The organism is Maribacter spongiae (assembly GCF_047345125.1).
GTDB lineage: Bacteria > Bacteroidota > Bacteroidia > Flavobacteriales > Flavobacteriaceae > Maribacter.
Map to the genome: position 1 here is coordinate 311,510 of NZ_JBLFEQ010000002.1, position 17,401 is coordinate 328,910.

Below are 17,401 nucleotides of genomic sequence, written 5' to 3' on the forward strand. Positions count from 1 at the left end.
TTGCTATTTGTTTTACCTTTGCGCACTTAGACAAGCATCCAATGGCAAGAATTTTAACAGGGATACAGAGTACGGGAACGCCGCATTTAGGCAATATACTGGGAGCCATTATACCGGCTATAGCAATGGCCCAAGATCCGGAGAACGAATCCTTTCTTTTTATAGCGGATATGCACTCGCTTACCCAAATAAAAAATGGTGGGGAACTGCGAAACAATACCTATGCCACGGCTGCCACATGGCTGGCTTTTGGACTGGATATTGAAAAAACGGTCTTTTATAGACAAAGTGATGTTCCCCAAGTCACCGAACTTGCCTGGTACTTGAGTTGCTTTTTTCCATACCAACGGTTGACCCTGGCCCATTCCTTTAAGGATAAGGCTGATCGGTTAGAAGATGTAAATGCCGGGCTATTTACCTATCCCATGCTCATGGCCGCGGATATTCTGCTCTATGATGCCAATATCGTCCCTGTAGGGAAGGATCAACTACAGCACTTGGAGATGACCCGGGACGTGGCTTCCCGCTTTCATGCCAAATTAGGGGAGACCTTTGTGCTGCCCGAAGCAAAAGTACAGGAAGAGACCATGTACGTTCCAGGTACGGATGGGGAGAAAATGAGCAAAAGCAAGGGAAACCTCATTAACCTTTTCCAGGCCGATAAAAAGCTGCGAAAACAGATCATGGGCATAAAAACGGACAGCATTCCAATGGAAGAGCCCAAAAATCCGGCAACCGATAATGTATTCGCACTGTATAAACTTTTGGCTTCCCAACCGGAAATTGAGGAGATGAGCGCCAATTACCTAGCCGGAAATTATGGTTATGGCCATGCTAAACAGGCACTTTATGATGTCATCTTGAATAAATTTCAAGAACCCAGGGAAAAATTCGATTACTACATGAACCACTTACCCGAAATTGACAATGCCCTTGCCATTGGTGCCGAAAAAGCAAAAAAGGTAGCGGATAGTGTATTGGGCAGGGTACGAGAGAAGCTGGGGTACTAAGCTTCTTTGATTCTTCCAAAATCGGAGAATTGGAAATTTACGTTGCCATGGCAATTTTTAGCCTTCGCCAAAACCGGCAGCACAATTTTTCGGGTTCCGGTCAAAGTCTTCTCCATCAACGCAGTAGGCAAGATTACTAAAATCCCGTTTCAGTACTAAAAAAACTGTTTAATCAACTATAAAGACCGTGTGGTCTGTCATCGGTTTTTTATAACGTGATCTTTCTAGTGTAAATAAGGTGAAAAAAGTAAAAACCCGTTAAAACACACTTTATTTTAAGCCAGCGAACACTTAAAGTTTCTTTTACGGACCAATCGGTCTAAAAAACCTATACCGCTTCGAACAATTTACCGGGCAATGGCCGTACAATCCCCTTCATTTCCATAGTCAAAAGTGTGGAGGAAGCCTTAAAAATAGGGATTTTACATGCCAGGGCAATACTATCCAATAATTGCTTCCCATTGTTATGTAAATAGGTGTAAACCGTCTGTTCGGTTTCATCCAAATCCACGAACAATTGTTTTTGTACAGGAAGGGTTTTCTTTTCTTCTACTTTCCAATCCAATAGATAGACCAGATCGGCCGCAGAAGTAAGCATATGGGCTTTTTGTTGTTTGATCAGATTATTGCATCCCAAACTGTATCTATCGGAACTTCGGCCGGGCACGGCAAATACGTCCCTATGGTAACCATGAGCAATATCTGCGGTAACAAGACTACCTCCTTTTTCTGCGGATTCAACAACAATAGTCGCTTCGCTCATCCCCGCAATAATACGGTTTCGTTTTAAAAAGTTCTCTCGATCTGGATTGCTCGTACTCCAAAATTCGGTAAAAAATCCCCCATTTTTAAGTACATCTTCTTGATATTTGGCATGTGCCTTTGGATATATCTGGTTTAGACCATGTGCCAAACACCCAATGGTCTGCAGGTTATTTTTTATGGCTTCCCGTTGTATGCAAATATCTACCCCATAGGCAAATCCACTGACAATAACAGGGTTCAAAGGAGCTATGTCCGCAATAAATTGCTCGCAAAAAGCCATACCATATGAAGTAATCCGGCGTGTACCCACAACACTGATGATTTTCCGATGTTCCAAATGCACATTCCCCTTTCTAAATAAAAGTATGGGGCCATCTATGCAATGTTTAAGATATTGGGGGTAATCGGCATCCAGAAAATAAGTCCATTCAATTTCATTCCCGGTCAAAAAATCAAATTCCCTTTCTGCGGCCTCCAAATGTTCGGCATCAAAAAGATGCCTTATCGTATGCGTCCCAATACCATCGATCTGTAGTAACGTACTCTTTTTATCCTCAAAAATTGCGGCTGGACTACCGCAATGGGAAATTAATTTTTTAGCAATAATATCCCCAACGTTAGGAATGCGTTGTAACCGTAAGGTCGCAACGAGTTCGGTTTGAGTAAGTTGAAAATTTGACATGATTATTCACAAAACAGGACAAATATAATGTTAATAAAAAGTTACGACATCCGTTTTTAAGCCCCTTATTTTTTTTCATATTTGTGTTCCATGGTTATAGAACATTATATAAGCGATTTGTTGTATCGATACAACTGTGTGACCATCCCTAATTTTGGGGCGTTCTTGGCGCATCAGGTATCGGCGCATATCAATACGGACACGAACACCTTTTTTGCTCCCTCTAAATCACTCGCTTTTAATGTACAATTGACCTCCAACGATGGATTATTGGTTTCCTATATGGCAGAAACCGAAAAGATTTCCTATGAATACGCATTGGGCAAACTTGAAGAAGTCATCGCTATATGGAAGACAACCTTAGAATCCGGAGAAAAACTCAGTTTGGTCAATATAGGAGAGCTTTGGATCAATCAAGATGATAAAATACAATTCCAGCCAGGGCAAAAAGTCAACTACCTGACTTCATCCTTTGGTTTTAGCACTTTTAATACGGTTCCCATAACCCGGGAAATCTTAAAAGAGGAAGTAGTGGCCCTGGAGGAAAAAATACCGTTTGTTATAAGTCCTGAACGTAGAGAAAATAGGGGTTTTAGACCTTATTTAAAATATGCTGCCATTTTTTTATTGGCCTTGTCTACGGGACTTACCGGATATCATTTTTATAAAAATGGCATAGTAACGGAGCAACTGGTCAGGCAAGAGGCCCAGGAGCAAATTGCCAAGGAAATACAGGAAGCCACTTTCTTTGATATTGCCCCCGTTGAATTACCTGTGGTAAATATTGATGCTACGGTCATTTCTAAAAACAATGACTTATCGGGAATGCACCATATTGTTGCGGGAGCATTTCGGATAAAAGCCAATGCCGATCGAAAAATAACGCAGTTACGAAGATTAGGTTATGATGCCGCCTACTACGGCACCAATGCCTATGGGTTGCACATGGTAACTTATGACAGGCATACGGATCCCAAAGAAGCTTTAAAATCCCTTAGGGAAATCAAACGTACCCAGTCTCCGGATGCATGGTTGCATTCCGAAAAATAAATTGTGTGCTATTACAGTATTTTAATTGACCGTATCTTTGCGGAAAATTTTAGCATATGGAACCCAAAACTCCATCAGTTTCTAGAACAACGATGACCGATATGGTCCTCCCAAGTGAGACCAATGCCCTTCAAAATTTATTCGGTGGTGAGCTTCTGGCTCGAATGGACCGTGCCGCCAGCATTGCAGCAGGCAGGCATAGCCGAAGGATTACGGTCACCGCTTCTGTGAACCATGTTGCTTTTAATCTGGCCATACCGTTAGGCAGTGTGGTAACGGTTGAAGCAGCTGTTTCAAGAGCATACAATACCTCTATGGAGGTTTATCTGGACGTTTGGATCGAAGATCGTTATAATGGCAAGTGCACAAAGGCCAATGAGGCCATTTACACCTTCGTGGCCGTAGACGATACGGGAAAGCCTACCGAAGTACCTCCCCTGGAACCTGAAACCAAACTGGAAAAAGAACGTTTTGCCGGAGCTTTGCGAAGGAAACAACTGAGTCTGGTATTGGCCGGAAAAATGAAACCCAAAGATGCTACGGAGTTAAAGGCTTTGTTTACGGAAGGGTAGTAACTAAGCTCTCATTAGTTCAAAAAACAATTTCCGTTGTTTACTTCTCTCCCCAAAATTATCTTGGCGGTTTCGGCATCCTTCCAGAAAAAATGGGATAGGAACTCCCGGACGAATCCCGAGAAATCCTTTTTGATCAAAGTCGATATACCCACTCCTCAGGATTCAACCTAGAAGTGTTTTGGTATAAATAAAACTTTAGACGTGTCTGCCCATTGGACCGATTGGTATAAACAGTGCCCAACTCTTCTTTTGCCACTACTTTGTCCCCTTTTTTTACGAATAGCTCCGATAGGTTGTAGTACGTACTGATATAGTTCCCATGCTTGATCTGTACGCCTTTTTTTCCGCCCGGGACGGATAAAATGGCAATGACTTCACCCTCAAAAATGGCCCGTGCCTTTGCCCCGGTGTCCGTAGCTATGATTACGCCATTGCTCTGGTGCTTGATACCGGGATAGACGGCATCGTTATAGATACCAAAACCTTGGCTCTTAATGCCCTTTTCCACAGGCCAAATCAATTTTCCCCTGTTGGCCGAAAAATTTTTGGCGATCAAGGTCGCCTCTGGCGTAAGCGTAAACTTGCTCGAACTCGTATTTGCCTTGCCCGATTTTTTATTGGAGGCCGCAATGGCACTTCTGATAAGTCTTTCTATTTGCCGGTCGATTTTTCGGGCTTCCCGTTTCTTTTGGTCAATGGCACGGGCGTATTTACTTTCGTTCTGTCTAATGGTTCCCAAAAGTGCCTTTTGATCCTGTATTTCATCGAACAATTGGTCCTTGGCTTTCTTGTTTTGGGCCAAAAGCACTTCTTTTACTTTTCGTTCCTCGTTCAAGTCACTGTTTAACCGCGTTAATTCATCCGTTTTTACCAGTATCCGTTGGCCCTGTTCCTTTCTATGGTCCGTATATTGTTTCATATACTGTAGCCTCTTAAATGCCTGATAAAAACTTTCTGAGGACAACAGAAACATCAATCTATTTTGTTTGGAACGGTTCTGATAGGATTTCTGGATCATTCGTCCATATTCTTCCTTAATTTCCCGAAGTTCGGACCTTAGTTTGCCAATGTTTCTAATGTTCGTATTGATTTGCCTATTAAGCAAGTTCGATTGTTGGTTGGTGACGCGGATCAATTGTTGACGCACGGTGATTTTTTTATCCAGGGCTTCCATCTGATCCAATACGGATCCCCTTTCTTTTTTTTCCGCAAAGAGCAACCGGTTAATGTTTCTTATCTCATTTTGAAGTTGCTCTCTTTTTTCCTCTAGGGCTTTTTGTTCACTAGTTTGCCCATAAAAACTTTGACCCCACAGGATCATAAATAACACGAATAAAAGTTTTTGTCGCCTAGATCGTTTCATGTTACTTTAAGACAATCTTTTTAAAACCTTTTGGTATTTTATAAGGGAAATTAATGGGTTGGTTCAAGGTTATGTTCCGATATTCCAATGAAATTTTGTTTTCGGTCTTCTCCTCCATAGCCATGATGTCTATTTTATTGGGCAACACCGCTTCACCTATTTGCTGATAGTTTTGGTATTTAATTATGAGTGTTCTTTCTTTTAAGGGTTGCGAAAGTTGTTGTAATGCCATCTTAAAGTTCTGCGGTTCTACTTGAAAAAGGGTTTTGTACAGGGTTTCCTGTACTTTTGGGGTTAGCCGGTACTTTTCCCCTGCAACGGACAACTTGTATTTTTGATCTCGTAAATCCGATAAGGCCTGGCCCAAAAGTAAATTCTGCACAATGTTAAAATCAACTTCGGTCCCCAACAAATTGCTCAGGTATGAAAAATCCCCATCAAAATATTCATTTTCCAATTTATTATAGAACGAGACCCTTTCCGGTGTTATATAGGCCTTGACAATGCCCAAAGGGGCACTCATCCAAATTCCCCTGTTTTTTTCCATACGTAGGCTAACGGTAAAGTTCTGCGAAGATTCCCCATCAGAATATCCAATCTTTACTTTTCCCCTTAGCGTATTGAAATCCAAGTTGTTTTGATAGTGTCTTTTTATAACTGCCCTTGCAGATAACCTACTGTCTACGGTACCGTCCGATACCACTTTTGTACTTCTACAGGAAGCAAAAAGAACAAGGGTGAGGGCTAATAAAAAATATGGTGGTTTAAGGCTATTGTAGATGCTCATTGTTAAAATCCGGGTTTTATCTTACTAAGATACATATTTGCCTTTGATGGGTCTAAAATGGCATTGTAGGCATCTGCCAGTTCCTTATATATCTTGTTCGCCAAAGAAACATCGTCGATAAGATAATCTAGGGCCGTTTCTAAAATTTCTATGGCATCTTTTGGTCTATTGCCCTTGTTTAGAGCATACCCATTGGTATAATAAAAATAGGGCTGCAAAGGGTACTTTTCCAGGGCTTCTCCCGAAATTTGGAGCAATAACGGCACATCCGTTTTGGTCATCAGCAAATTTTCCAACTTCGTTTTATATTGTTGCAGATTAGTAAGGCCATTGTTTTCCACAATAGCCCGATTGTTTACCGCCGTTTTTTGCTTTTTGTTTTTAGCAATGGAATCATTTATTTTTTCCCTTAGCCTTTTAACCTCTTCTGAACCGCCCAACTCTTTTAACAATATGAGCGCCGATTCATATTTTGCCTCCTTATAATATATAGTAGCCAAATTTTCTTTCAAAACTCTATTTTCCCACGGAATACGGTCTCGTACTTCTTCCATAGTGCTTCTTTGCGCAGCTAAAAGTGCTGTCAACGTATTCAGGTACCAATAGTTTTTAGGCTCCCCGTTTAAAGCTTCAATAGCATATTCCCTACCTTGACTGTATTTCTTGTCCAGAAGATATGCCTTGGCCAATTCGTGGGACACCACCTCGTTTTCCGGCTCCAATTGCCTGCATAACAACAGGTGATTAACGGCTTTATCATAGTTCTGGATTCCCTTTTGTTTCAACGCCTCAAAAAAGTTCTCCTGAAAGGCATCCGAATACTCCTCTAAAAAGACTTCGGCACTTTCTTCCATGCCTATTTCTTCTTGCGCAGAAGCCGTTAGAGAGACCATAATTGACCCCAAACAAGTTATCGATATAACCAATATTCTTTTCACTGTATAAAAATACCCTTAATTCCAATTGCCACCAGCAGCCTCTCAAGAAAGCAATAATTCAATTTTTACGAAAAGATAAACACTTTTCTATTCCAATCTTTCATTTAAAAAAATCGATAATTTCCCTATAGGGTCCCCTTATTTAACCCCAGTACTCCCAAAGCCACCGTCACCCCGTTGGGTCTCGGAAAGCACGGTTACTTCTTCCCATACGGCACGTTCATGCTTGGCGATTACCATTTGCGCAATACGTTCCCCATTTTCAATGGTAAATGCTTCATTGGAGAGGTTTGCCAAAATCACGCCTACCTCTCCCCTATAATCGGCATCAATTGTACCGGGTGCATTCAGAACGGTAACTCCCTTTTTTGCCGCTAGCCCGCTTCTAGGCCTTACTTGTGCCTCAAAACCTACGGGCAGCTCCATGAAAAGACCGGTAGGTATAATAACCCTCTCCAAAGGCTGTAAGGTGATATTTTCGGTGATGTTGGCCCGTAGATCCATTCCTGCGGATGCACCTGTTTCATAATGGGGCAGTTTATGGGACGATGTATTGATTATTTTGATTTTCATAGTTACGTTGCGTATGTATTTTCAATTTGGATATAAGGGGTTCGGATGTCTGAAAGCAGAAAGGTTTAACTTTATGCCCGGAGCATCTTGTATTAAGTTTTTATCTTTCCTTTTTCATAAAGACCTTTTTGAGATTGGTTATTTCCAATTTGTACACGAGCCCCAGAAATATCAATAATAAAGAAACCCCTATTAAAAGGTTCCTATCAAAGATATAGAACGATACGGTGGAAAAGAGTATCGAAATTCCTAAGTAAAATATAATTTTTCTAAAATTATAGGGTATCGGGTAATACATGCGGCCAAAATAAAAAGAAAGCAACATCATACTGCCATAGGCCGCCAAAGTTGCCACTGCGGATGCTACATACCCAAAATACTGTATTAATGCCAAATTGATGATGATGGTCAATATTGCCCCGATCAAAGAAATATAGGCCCCAAATTTGGTCCTGTCCGTTACCTTGTACCATACCGAAAGATTATGGTAAATGCCTAAAAAGAAACTCGCCAGTAAAATTATAGGCACAACGGACATAGCCTCCCAATAGGCTTCGTTCCTAACAAAAAGAAGTTTTAACACATCCGCAAAAACCACGACTGCCAATAAAATAATACTGCCCAAGACCACAAAGTAATTCGTAATCTGTGCATAGGCTTTCTGTGGGTTCTTTGAATCTGAATGATTGAAGAAAAAAGGTTCTATTCCCATTCTAAATGCAGTTGCAAAAAGGGTCATGAATACGGCCAATTTAATACAGGCCCCATATTTACCCACTTCCGCACTGGCAATATCCGCTGGCAATAACCTTTCCAACATAATCTTGTCCAATACTTCATTTATGGTAAACGCAATCCCGGCTATCATTACCGGCACAGCATATCTTATCATACGGTTCCAAATAACGATATCAAAAACATATGGTCTTCTTACATATACCCGAAACATTAAAAATAACGTAACCGCACTTGCGATCAGGTTTGAAATAAGAATATAGGATATTTCAAAGTTGGATTTATATATCCATGCAAAAAAACCTGCGGAAGACGATTGCGCAAGTCCCGGAAGAATCAAAAGGAAAAATACGTTCAGGCCCAGATTAATGATTACGTTCAGGATCTTGACCATGGCATACCTTTTGGGCTTTTCATTGGCCCTAAGCCAGGCAAACGGAATAATGACCAAGGCATCCAACACCAATATCCCCATAAAATAACCCATATATTCCAGGGGTATTTTCAAAAGACCGGCAATACCCGTTCTAAACCACAGGCCAAAAATCAAAAAAAACAGTGTTGACCCCAAGATGGAAATTAAGGCGGTAGTCACTACTTTTTTACGATTATTCGCTTCTTTATAAAAACGAAAAAACGCCGTCTCCATACCATAGGCCAAAAAAACATTGAAAATAGCAAAATAGGAGAAAATAATAATGACCTGCCCATAGGAACCCGGAGGCATGACTTCTGTATATATGGGCACAAGGATAACATTGAGCATCCTAGGCAACACTGTGGCCAGACCATAAACAGCCGTCTGTTTAAAAAGTTTTTTGAGCGGATTCAACTATTTCGGATTGAAGCGTTAAAAGTAGCCATTAATCCCTTGTAAAAAAAGAGCTCTAACGTAAGGAACCCAAAACACTATTATTGAAGCTCTTGGACCACGTCTTCCGCCTCCAGGTCTACTTTTCCCATAGCCCTAGATGCCAACATAAAAGCGATCAAAAGCAATATGGAGGCCAAGGCATAAGGTGCCCCGGGAAAATAGATATTGCCTTCCGGACGAATAAAGAAATAGAAAACCGGCGAAAATATCAGTTGGCCCAATATGGCGGTAACACTTACCAAACCTGTAATGGCGCCTTGGAGGTTGCCCTGCTCTTTTTCCGATACTTGATTGGAAATAAGTCCTTGTACCGTTGGCCCTGCTACGCCACCCAGGGCATAGGGGACCAAAAAGGCATATAACATCCATGGCTCTTCCGCTACAGAAAATAGAAACATGCCAATGGTCCATAATAGAAAACCGGACATAACGACCGTTTTTTTACCGAATTTTTTAACCAGCATGCCTACTAACGCCCCCTGCACAATGGCCACCAACAAACCTACTACCATTAATGATATCCCTATTTCCTTAGGGCTCCAGTCATAACGCTCAATACCATAATAAGACCAGGTAGATGGCAATGCCTGCCCCGCCAAATTGGCCAAAAAGAAAGCCGAGATAAGTAATAACACCCCCTTGTAATTCCTCAAGCTTACCAAAGATACCCCTGGGACCATTTTTAAAACTTGAATAGCTCTTCTATTTTCCGGCACCAAGGATTCAGGAACAAAAAACCATCCGAAAAGAAAATTGGCAAAGGTTAATCCAGCAGCTATGTAAAAAGGTAATCGAATATCCAACTCACCAAAAAAACCTCCTATTCCGGGGCCAATAATAAAACCAAGGCCGAATGCGGCACCGATAAGGCCAAAGTTCTTCGCTTTATTTTCCTTGGTACTTATATCCGCAATATAGGCCGAAGCCACGGTAAAGCTCGCCCCCGTTATCCCGGCAAGAAACCTGCCCAGAAACAACCATATTAAACTGGGTGCCCATGCGTGTATCAAATAATCGATACTTAAGCCCAAAAGCGAAAGTAACAGTATGGGACGCCTTCCATATTTATCCGAAACCTCTCCTAAAACTGGGGAGAATAGAAACTGCATTCCCGCAAAGGCGGTAGTCAACCACATGCCATAGATAACCGCCATGTGCGTGCCTTCCCCGGTCAATTCCATAATCAGGTCCGGAATAATCGGTATGATGATGCCAATACCTATTACATCCACCAAAATAGTAATGAATATAAAGAGTAAAGCGGATTTCTTTGATTGCATAATCGCGCAAAAATCGGTTAAAAAAGGGAATTACAGGGCTTTGAACACAAAAAAACCTCACGTTGCCGTGAGGTTTATATGCTATATGGTTTTCCTGATAAACAGATTGCTTCTCCCGATAGGTTATCGGAATCGTAATGACCTTAGTTATTTAACGCCTCAGCTCCACCAACAATTTCCAAAATCTCATTGGTAATGGCCGCTTGCCTTGCTTTGTTATACGTTAATTTCAATTGATCTCTAAGTTCCGTAGCATTATCGGTCGCTTTATGCATGGCCGTCATACGGGCCCCGTGCTCACTGGCAAAGGAATCGCGAATACCCTTATACAATTGGGTCTTCAACGATTTTGGAATCAATTGTTCCACAATTTCCTCTTTGGAAGGTTCAAAGATATAATCCGCATTGGACCCTTCCGTACCTTCCACCGGCACTATCGGAAGAAACTGCTCCGTCATTACAATTTGCGTAGCGGCATTCTTGAACTTATTATAAACGACCTCTATTTTATCATAGGAACCGTCCGTGAATTTTTCCATTAAGCTTTCGGCTATGATAGCACTATTATCAAAGGTCAAATCATCGAAAATAGTACTGTGATTGGCCAATACGGTATATCGTTTCCCTAAAAAATCGTTCGCTTTTTTACCTACAGCGATAAAATCTATCTGCTTTCCTGCATAAACGGTTTCAGCAAGATTCGTACATTGCTTGAGTATATTCGAATTAAAAGCACCACATAATCCCCTGTTGGAGGTAATGGCAACTACCAAAACCTTATTTACGGGCCTGTTGTCCGAAAACTTACTCCCGGAATCGGCATCCAAGCTAGCACTTAACCCCTGCAACAATTCTGTAAGCTTATCCGCATAAGGTCTCATGGCGGTAATGGCATCCTGGGCTTTCTTTAATTTAGCAGCGGACACCATTTTCATGGCACTGGTAATCTGCATGGTTGAAGAAACCGATGCTATTCTATTCCGTATTTCCTTTAAATTGGCCATCTTTCAAGTTATGAGTTAATGGGTTATGAGTTATGAGTTTTTGATAATGCTACCAAAATCCTGATTAACTCCTCACAATTTTCTTTCATTCCTTTTGGAACATTTCTTCTAGTGGCATTCAAAAGTTCCAACCAATACATGGTTTCATCTGCCTCTTTTAGTGCTATTCCGAACTTATTTTTAAAATCCTTTGTACTAACTCCTCTTTGCGCTTCCCTAGTATTAGCTCCTATACTAGTTCCACTTCTTAATAATTGAGAAGCAAGTTCAAAATCTTTATGCTCTTTTAGATTGTCACAGTAACAAATTATATCGCAGGCAAATTGAAAACTCTTTATCCGTATAGGACTATTGTTCAATTTACTCATCGCTCATAATTCTGAACTCTTAACTAGTTATATTTTGAAGCTAATTCTTTACAAACGGAAGTTAACGTATCCGTTACTTCATCTGTAAGTTTACCCGCTTTAAGACTATCTAAAACATTTCTATGTTTTGCATTTAGGAATTCCAAGAAATCCCTTTCAAACTCTTTTACTTTTTCAACCGGAACGTCCCTTAGCAAGTTTTTGGAACCGGCATAGATAATCGCTACTTGATTTTCTACGGTAAAGGGATCGTTCTGCGCCTGTTTTAAAATCTCAACGTTTCTTCGTCCTTTTTCAATCACGTTCAAAGTAGCGGCATCCAAATCGGAACCAAACTTGGCAAATGCTTCCAATTCACGGAACTGTGCCTGATCCAGTTTTAGCGTACCCGCAACTTTCTTCATGGACTTTATCTGAGCTGAACCTCCAACACGGGATACAGAAATACCCACGTTGATCGCCGGACGAACCCCCTGGTTGAACAAATCCTGCTCCAAGAATATCTGACCGTCCGTAATGGATATTACGTTGGTAGGGATATAGGCCGATACATCACCCGCCTGTGTTTCGATAATAGGTAGTGCCGTTAAAGAACCTCCACCTTTTACTTCGGACTTTAAAGATTCCGGCAGGTCGTTCATATTCTTTGCAATATCATCATCGGCAATTACCTTAGCGGCACGTTCCAATAATCTTGAGTGCAGATAGAAGACATCACCTGGGTATGCCTCTCGCCCCGGTGGCCTTCTCAACAACAGGGATACCTCACGATAGGCAACAGCCTGCTTGGACAGGTCATCATAGATAATCAATGCCGGGCGACCTGTATCACGGAAATACTCCCCGATAGAAGCTCCGGCAAAAGGAGCATATACTTGCATTGGTGCGGGATCGGAAGCATTTGCGGCAACAATGGTCGTATAGGCCAATGCGCCTTTATCTTCCAATGTTTTGGCAATGGCGGCAACAGTCGATGCTTTTTGCCCAACGGCCACATAGATACAATAAACCGGTTTACCGGCATCATAAAATTCCTTTTGATTCAAAATGGTATCGATACAAACCGTCGTCTTTCCTGTTTGACGGTCACCGATCACCAACTCACGCTGACCTCTACCTACAGGAATCATGGCATCGATCGCTTTGATACCTGTCTGCAACGGTTCGTTTACCGGCTGACGGAAAATTACCCCTGGTGCCTTACGCTCCAACGGCATTTCAAATGTTTTTCCGGCGATAGGGCCTTTACCATCTATGGGTTGTCCCAATGTATTTACAACACGGCCAACAATTCCTTCACCAACCTTGATAGATGCAATCGTCTGTGTACGTTTTACGGTAGCGCCCTCTTTAATTTCTTTAGATGGTCCCAATAATACAACCCCTACGTTATCTTCTTCCAGGTTCAATACAATACCTTGCATCCCACCTTCAAACTCTACCAATTCCCCATATTGGGCATTGGCCAGACCATATACACGGGCAATACCATCACCTACTTGCAATACGGTTCCTACCTCATCTAAAGAAGCGGTTGCATCAAATCCTGATAATTGTTCCTTCAAAATTGCTGATACCTCAGCGGCTTTTACTCCTGCCATTTTTAATTAGATATAAGATACGGGACATACGACGCCGTGCGCCCACTGTCCGATATTATGTTTATAGACTGTTTGTAAATTCTCTTTTTAAATTGCTCAATTTATTGGCGATGCTCGCATCGTATTGCAAATCGCCCACACGTAAAACAAAACCTCCGATAATACTTTCGTCGATCTTATTCTCTATGGTCACTTCATTCCCGGTAATAGCGGTAACTTGTTTCAACACCTTTTTCTCCAAGGCACCGTTCATAGGAACGGCCGTGGTTACATAGGCCACATCTTTCCCCTTTAATTGCTCATTGAGGATGATATATTTTAACGCCACTTCATTTAAAATGGAAATCCTTTTGTTGTCCACCAATAAATTGGTCAACCCTTCTGAAATGGCATGGCCACCTTTGAAGATTCGATTTAAAACTTCCTTTTTAGCCGTACTGGAAATAACGGGGCTGGACAACATATCCTTAAGGTCTTTGCTCTCGGAAATTGTGCTTACGATGGCACGCATATCCTCTTCTACCTTATCGGTCGCCTTTTTATCTACCGCCAAATCCAAAATAGCCTTGGCATATCGTACCGCTACCCTAGAATCACTCATATTCTTTACCTTATTAAGTTATCCGTTACTTGGTTATTGTGTTTCTGTTTCTTTAATTCCATCTAATCCCCAAGTAATCCGGTAACTTTTTATTTAGCTTAATTTGATATCGCCCAACATATCATCTACCAACTTCAATTGCCTGTCCTTATCGGATAATTGTTCTTTGATGACTTTTTCGGCGATGGCTACCGATAGGTCGGCCACTTGATTTTTAATATCGGCAACGGCAGCCTTTTTCTCACTTTCGATAGTGGCCTGTGCCTGCTTGATCATTTTATCGGCTTCCACCTTGGCTTGTTCTTTTGCGTCCGATACAATGTTCTCCTTCATCTCCCTAGCTTCCTTCAACATTCCGTCCCTTTCCGCTCTGGCCTCCTTTAAAATACGTTCGTTGTCCGCCTGAAGGTTCTGCATTTCTTTCTTTGCCTCTTCCGCGGCGGCCAAAGCTCCTTTAATAGATTCCTCTCTCTCACTAACGGCTCCAAGAATAGGTTTCCATGCAAATTTTTTAAGGATGATCAATAAGAACAGAAAAGTAATTACTGTCCAAAAAACTAATCCAAAACCAGGGGTTACAAATTGAGTACTGTCCATTTCTAATAATTTTTTAAAACATCATTAAATTAAGGCGCAACCAACCGTTACGCCTTAATCTTTTTACTTTAAGAATGATACAACCACCGCAAATAACGCTACCGCCTCAACAAAGGCAGCCAAAATTAAAGCAGAGGATTGAATCTTTCCATGCATTTCTGGCTGACGTGCCATTGCTTCCATGGCTCTACCACCAATGTTACCAATACCAACGCCTGCTCCAATTGCCGCCAAACCGGCTCCGATCGCTGCGATTGCGCCATAATCCGCTGCGGCAGCAACTTCCTGTACTAATGCTAGACTCATAGTTCTAAAATATTTAAATTAATTAATGATGTTCTTCTTCTGTTGCCATCCCAAAATAAAGGGCGGACAATACGGTAAATATATAAGCCTGAATAGCGGTAACGATAATCTCGATAATTCCTATGAACAAAGAGAAAGCTACGGATACCGGTGCGATCCAAACAGATTTGAATATAAATATGAGGGACATTAAGGCCAATACGATAATGTGTCCGGCGGTAATGTTGGCAAACAAACGAATCATTAAGGAAATCGGTTTAACGAACATCCCTATCACTTCTATAGGTGCCAAAAATATTTTCATGGGAACGGGAACGCCTGGCATCCAAAAAATATGTTTCCAGTAGTTTTTATTTCCGCTAAATGTAGTAATGATGAACGTAAAAACAGCCAACGTAAACGTAAAGGCGATATTTCCACTTAAGTTTGCCCCATTAAAAATTGGAATCAATCCAAAAATATTGTTTAACCATATAAAGAAAAAGATGGTCAACAAATAAGGCATATATCTTTTGTACTTATGCTCGCCGATCATAGGAATACCTATCTCGTCCCGTACAAAAACCACTAAAGGCTCAACAAAACCAGCTATTCCAGTAGGTACATTATCGGCAGATTTTTTATATCTCTTAGCTGCTGCCGTAAAAATGAGCAATAACACTATTACGGATATCCACATCATAAAGACGTTTCTTGTTATGGATATATCCGTAGGTTTTTTAGCATTTGTCGGGTGGCCCTCACTATCAAACTCAACTACTCTGGCATTATCATTTAATTGATATATTTTTTCATGAAGCTTTACAAATTTCCCTCCATTGCTTTCAACTATAACACTACCGGAGTCATCATGGTGAAATGCGCTGGACATGAAGGTGGTCAACCCATTATCCGTCCATAGGATTATCGGTAAGGGAACAGAAATCGGCTTGTCGTTCCAATCGATAACATGAAATTCATGGGCATCCAGGACATGATGGATAATCATTGATTGGGGGTCAAATTCCTCGCCTTCTTTTTCAGAATCAGTGGCAAAAGTGAAACTTGAAGCAAAAAGTGTTAGTGCAAGTAAAAAAAGTAATGACTTTGAGTTGTAAAACTTCATTCCGAATCAATTAAAAATACGCCTCTTAAAATTCGGTGCAAATGTAAGTACAATTACCGAATTGACAAACAATATTTCAATTGACTTCCAGACCTTTATTTTGCCTCTTCCCGAACTTACCGTTCATTTTTCAAGAAGACCGTTAAACAGTAGATTTCAAATGCCAAAAACAAGAAGTAGGGAATAAAAAAATTGATGACATCGGGCTTCTTGTTCTCTATATCGGACAATAACATTGGCAGTAAAAAAAGAATGGCAAGAATCATTTTAACCAATGTACCTAACATGAAACCGTTAAAAACAAATTTATTCCCTCTGGAGAATCTATAATTGATAACGGTAAAGAGTAAGGCGACCGCAATTATATTAAACATATAAATCTGCCATAGTGGAAAATGCAGTAGGGTGTCAGCAAAAAAACTATAATATAAATAAAAGTGAACACCTCCCAATATGAGGGTCGTCAACGATAATTTTACAAAAAAGGAAATCTGCCTTTTATCAAACTTTGTGTCCATCTCAGGTTACTTTGAGGCCGCATTAATACTTCTGATTACAAATATCACCGATATTATCACGGCCGTAAACGCCAAAATTATGGTAAATAAATTGTTTTCATTGGGAAAGTGTTCATCTAATTTTATACCAATAAAGGTACCTGCCACTATTATGGCGATCATCTGAAATACTATTCCCGAAAATCTTGCGTAAGAATTAAAAGGCTTCTCTTTACGAGGCTTTTGCTGGTTCATTCTTATTATTGGCGTTTCCGCTCAAAGAAGGTTTAAGGCCAGAACCGGAAGAAGCATTGGAACCTATACCGCCTTTGCCTTTCATGGTACAAGCGGCATTAAAGGTAGCACCGGGCTCAACGGCCAATTTTGTAACCGCTACGGTACCCTCTATTACTGCCGAGGATTTAAGGGACAATAGGTCCGACACCATAAGCTCACCATTAAAACTACCTTCTATATCCGCATTAACGCATTCTACTTTTCCGTGGATATAGCCACCTTTTCCTATAACGACTTTTCCGGAAGTCTTTACGTTACCGTCCAGTTTTCCGTCGATCCTAAAATCGGCCTCGGAAACAATATCTCCTTTGATCTTTGTATTTTTCTCAATTCTGTTGGGCTGCCCTCCTATTTCGTTCATAGTTCTAGGTTTTTGTTTGTCTGAAAACATTA

General features: G+C 41.0%; 20 protein-coding genes. 3 read left to right on the top strand and 17 right to left on the bottom strand.

Annotated elements, in window-relative coordinates; translation table 11 throughout:
• Positions 1-41 precede the first annotated feature (41 nt).
• On the top strand, positions 42-1,010 hold the full coding sequence (trpS, locus tag ACKWB9_RS03980; protein ID WP_414001699.1) for a tryptophan--tRNA ligase: 969 nt from the start codon (positions 42-44) through the stop codon (positions 1,008-1,010).
• Positions 1,011-1,338: 328 nt separating this feature from the next.
• Here the strand turns inward: trpS and dprA are convergent, their stop codons facing one another.
• Positions 1,339-2,457 (bottom strand): DNA-processing protein DprA, encoded by a 1,119-nt coding sequence (gene dprA / locus ACKWB9_RS03985; RefSeq protein WP_414001700.1) that lies wholly within the window; start codon positions 2,455-2,457, stop codon positions 1,339-1,341.
• Between the two features lie 90 nt (positions 2,458-2,547).
• Between dprA and ACKWB9_RS03990 the strand changes: the two genes are divergently transcribed.
• Together ACKWB9_RS03990 and ACKWB9_RS03995 are read left to right on the top strand one after the other, a co-directional pair.
• Positions 2,548-3,507, top strand: a complete 960-nt coding sequence (locus ACKWB9_RS03990; RefSeq protein WP_414001701.1) for an HU domain-containing protein — start codon at positions 2,548-2,550, stop codon at positions 3,505-3,507.
• Positions 3,508-3,563: 56 nt separating this feature from the next.
• The gene (locus tag ACKWB9_RS03995; RefSeq protein WP_414001702.1) at positions 3,564-4,079 is read left to right on the top strand and encodes an acyl-CoA thioesterase; all 516 of its coding nucleotides are present in this window, start codon (positions 3,564-3,566) and stop codon (positions 4,077-4,079) included.
• 136 nt (positions 4,080-4,215) lie between these two features.
• Here the strand turns inward: ACKWB9_RS03995 and ACKWB9_RS04000 are convergent, their stop codons facing one another.
• The 16 genes from ACKWB9_RS04000 to ACKWB9_RS04075 all read right to left on the bottom strand — a co-directional run bounded on the left by ACKWB9_RS04000 (position 4,216) and on the right by ACKWB9_RS04075 (position 17,399).
• Positions 4,216-5,403: a murein hydrolase activator EnvC family protein gene (locus tag ACKWB9_RS04000; protein WP_414001703.1), complete on the bottom strand. Its 1,188-nt coding sequence runs from the start codon at positions 5,401-5,403 to the stop codon at positions 4,216-4,218.
• A 43-nt stretch (positions 5,404-5,446) separates the two neighbouring features.
• Complete coding sequence (locus tag ACKWB9_RS04005; RefSeq protein ID WP_414001704.1) at positions 5,447-6,232, bottom strand: lipoprotein insertase outer membrane protein LolB1; 786 nt, start codon at positions 6,230-6,232, stop codon at positions 5,447-5,449.
• 2 nt (positions 6,233-6,234) lie between these two features.
• Positions 6,235-7,137: a tetratricopeptide repeat protein gene (locus ACKWB9_RS04010; protein WP_414001705.1), complete on the bottom strand. Its 903-nt coding sequence runs from the start codon at positions 7,135-7,137 to the stop codon at positions 6,235-6,237.
• 171 nt (positions 7,138-7,308) lie between these two features.
• Complete coding sequence (gene dut / locus ACKWB9_RS04015) at positions 7,309-7,743, bottom strand: dUTP diphosphatase (RefSeq protein WP_414001706.1); 435 nt, start codon at positions 7,741-7,743, stop codon at positions 7,309-7,311.
• A gap of 100 nt (positions 7,744-7,843) precedes the next feature.
• On the bottom strand, positions 7,844-9,310 hold the full coding sequence (locus tag ACKWB9_RS04020; protein ID WP_414001707.1) for a lipopolysaccharide biosynthesis protein: 1,467 nt from the start codon (positions 9,308-9,310) through the stop codon (positions 7,844-7,846).
• Between the two features lie 80 nt (positions 9,311-9,390).
• The gene (locus ACKWB9_RS04025) at positions 9,391-10,632 is read right to left on the bottom strand and encodes a TCR/Tet family MFS transporter (RefSeq protein WP_414001708.1); all 1,242 of its coding nucleotides are present in this window, start codon (positions 10,630-10,632) and stop codon (positions 9,391-9,393) included.
• A gap of 143 nt (positions 10,633-10,775) precedes the next feature.
• Positions 10,776-11,636: an ATP synthase F1 subunit gamma gene (atpG, locus tag ACKWB9_RS04030; protein ID WP_414001709.1), complete on the bottom strand. Its 861-nt coding sequence runs from the start codon at positions 11,634-11,636 to the stop codon at positions 10,776-10,778.
• Between the two features lie 23 nt (positions 11,637-11,659).
• Positions 11,660-12,004, bottom strand: coding sequence for a four helix bundle protein (locus ACKWB9_RS04035; RefSeq protein WP_414001710.1), 345 nt, complete (start codon positions 12,002-12,004; stop codon positions 11,660-11,662).
• A 23-nt stretch (positions 12,005-12,027) separates the two neighbouring features.
• On the bottom strand, positions 12,028-13,605 hold the full coding sequence (atpA, locus tag ACKWB9_RS04040) for a F0F1 ATP synthase subunit alpha (protein WP_414001711.1): 1,578 nt from the start codon (positions 13,603-13,605) through the stop codon (positions 12,028-12,030).
• Between the two features lie 61 nt (positions 13,606-13,666).
• Positions 13,667-14,206: an ATP synthase F1 subunit delta gene (gene atpH / locus ACKWB9_RS04045; protein ID WP_414001712.1), complete on the bottom strand. Its 540-nt coding sequence runs from the start codon at positions 14,204-14,206 to the stop codon at positions 13,667-13,669.
• Positions 14,207-14,299: 93 nt separating this feature from the next.
• Entirely contained in the window at positions 14,300-14,803 is a 504-nt protein-coding gene (locus ACKWB9_RS04050) for a F0F1 ATP synthase subunit B (RefSeq protein WP_414001713.1), read from the bottom strand.
• 63 nt (positions 14,804-14,866) lie between these two features.
• Positions 14,867-15,109: an ATP synthase F0 subunit C gene (gene atpE, locus ACKWB9_RS04055; protein WP_414001714.1), complete on the bottom strand. Its 243-nt coding sequence runs from the start codon at positions 15,107-15,109 to the stop codon at positions 14,867-14,869.
• Between the two features lie 22 nt (positions 15,110-15,131).
• On the bottom strand, positions 15,132-16,214 hold the full coding sequence (gene atpB, locus ACKWB9_RS04060) for a F0F1 ATP synthase subunit A (protein ID WP_414001715.1): 1,083 nt from the start codon (positions 16,212-16,214) through the stop codon (positions 15,132-15,134).
• A gap of 116 nt (positions 16,215-16,330) precedes the next feature.
• The gene (locus ACKWB9_RS04065; protein ID WP_414001716.1) at positions 16,331-16,732 is read right to left on the bottom strand and encodes a hypothetical protein; all 402 of its coding nucleotides are present in this window, start codon (positions 16,730-16,732) and stop codon (positions 16,331-16,333) included.
• A 6-nt stretch (positions 16,733-16,738) separates the two neighbouring features.
• Positions 16,739-16,966 carry an AtpZ/AtpI family protein gene (locus ACKWB9_RS04070; protein ID WP_414001717.1) on the bottom strand — a complete coding sequence of 76 codons (228 nt, stop codon included), beginning with the start codon at positions 16,964-16,966 and terminating at the stop codon, positions 16,739-16,741.
• The gene (locus ACKWB9_RS04075) at positions 16,944-17,399 is read right to left on the bottom strand and encodes a bactofilin family protein (RefSeq protein WP_414001718.1); all 456 of its coding nucleotides are present in this window, start codon (positions 17,397-17,399) and stop codon (positions 16,944-16,946) included. Before ACKWB9_RS04075 ends, ACKWB9_RS04070 begins: the two co-directional genes overlap by 23 nt.
• Positions 17,400-17,401 lie beyond the last annotated feature (2 nt).

What these genes read in the sequence shown, in the direction of transcription:
- ACKWB9_RS03995 (WP_414001702.1), top strand. Translation starts at nt 3,564, where the DNA reads ATGGAACCCAAAACTCCATCAGTTTCTAGAACAACGATGACCGATATG.
- ACKWB9_RS04000 (WP_414001703.1), bottom strand. Translation starts at nt 5,403, where the DNA reads ATGATCCTGTGGGGTCAAAGTTTTTATGGGCAAACTAGTGAACAAAAA.
- ACKWB9_RS04025 (WP_414001708.1), bottom strand. Translation starts at nt 10,632, where the DNA reads ATGCAATCAAAGAAATCCGCTTTACTCTTTATATTCATTACTATTTTG.
- ACKWB9_RS04075 (WP_414001718.1), bottom strand. Translation starts at nt 17,399, where the DNA reads ATGTTTTCAGACAAACAAAAACCTAGAACTATGAACGAAATAGGAGGG.
- atpB (WP_414001715.1), bottom strand. Translation starts at nt 16,214, where the DNA reads ATGAAGTTTTACAACTCAAAGTCATTACTTTTTTTACTTGCACTAACA.
- ACKWB9_RS04065 (WP_414001716.1), bottom strand. Translation starts at nt 16,732, where the DNA reads ATGGACACAAAGTTTGATAAAAGGCAGATTTCCTTTTTTGTAAAATTA.
- dprA (WP_414001700.1), bottom strand. Translation starts at nt 2,457, where the DNA reads ATGTCAAATTTTCAACTTACTCAAACCGAACTCGTTGCGACCTTACGG.
- ACKWB9_RS04035 (WP_414001710.1), bottom strand. Translation starts at nt 12,004, where the DNA reads ATGAGTAAATTGAACAATAGTCCTATACGGATAAAGAGTTTTCAATTT.
- atpA (WP_414001711.1), bottom strand. Translation starts at nt 13,605, where the DNA reads ATGGCAGGAGTAAAAGCCGCTGAGGTATCAGCAATTTTGAAGGAACAA.
- atpH (WP_414001712.1), bottom strand. Translation starts at nt 14,206, where the DNA reads ATGAGTGATTCTAGGGTAGCGGTACGATATGCCAAGGCTATTTTGGAT.
- atpE (WP_414001714.1), bottom strand. Translation starts at nt 15,109, where the DNA reads ATGAGTCTAGCATTAGTACAGGAAGTTGCTGCCGCAGCGGATTATGGC.
- ACKWB9_RS04050 (WP_414001713.1), bottom strand. Translation starts at nt 14,803, where the DNA reads ATGGACAGTACTCAATTTGTAACCCCTGGTTTTGGATTAGTTTTTTGG.
- ACKWB9_RS04070 (WP_414001717.1), bottom strand. Translation starts at nt 16,966, where the DNA reads ATGAACCAGCAAAAGCCTCGTAAAGAGAAGCCTTTTAATTCTTACGCA.
- trpS (WP_414001699.1), top strand. Translation starts at nt 42, where the DNA reads ATGGCAAGAATTTTAACAGGGATACAGAGTACGGGAACGCCGCATTTA.
- ACKWB9_RS04005 (WP_414001704.1), bottom strand. Translation starts at nt 6,232, where the DNA reads ATGAGCATCTACAATAGCCTTAAACCACCATATTTTTTATTAGCCCTC.
- ACKWB9_RS03990 (WP_414001701.1), top strand. Translation starts at nt 2,548, where the DNA reads ATGGTTATAGAACATTATATAAGCGATTTGTTGTATCGATACAACTGT.
- atpG (WP_414001709.1), bottom strand. Translation starts at nt 11,636, where the DNA reads ATGGCCAATTTAAAGGAAATACGGAATAGAATAGCATCGGTTTCTTCA.
- dut (WP_414001706.1), bottom strand. Translation starts at nt 7,743, where the DNA reads ATGAAAATCAAAATAATCAATACATCGTCCCATAAACTGCCCCATTAT.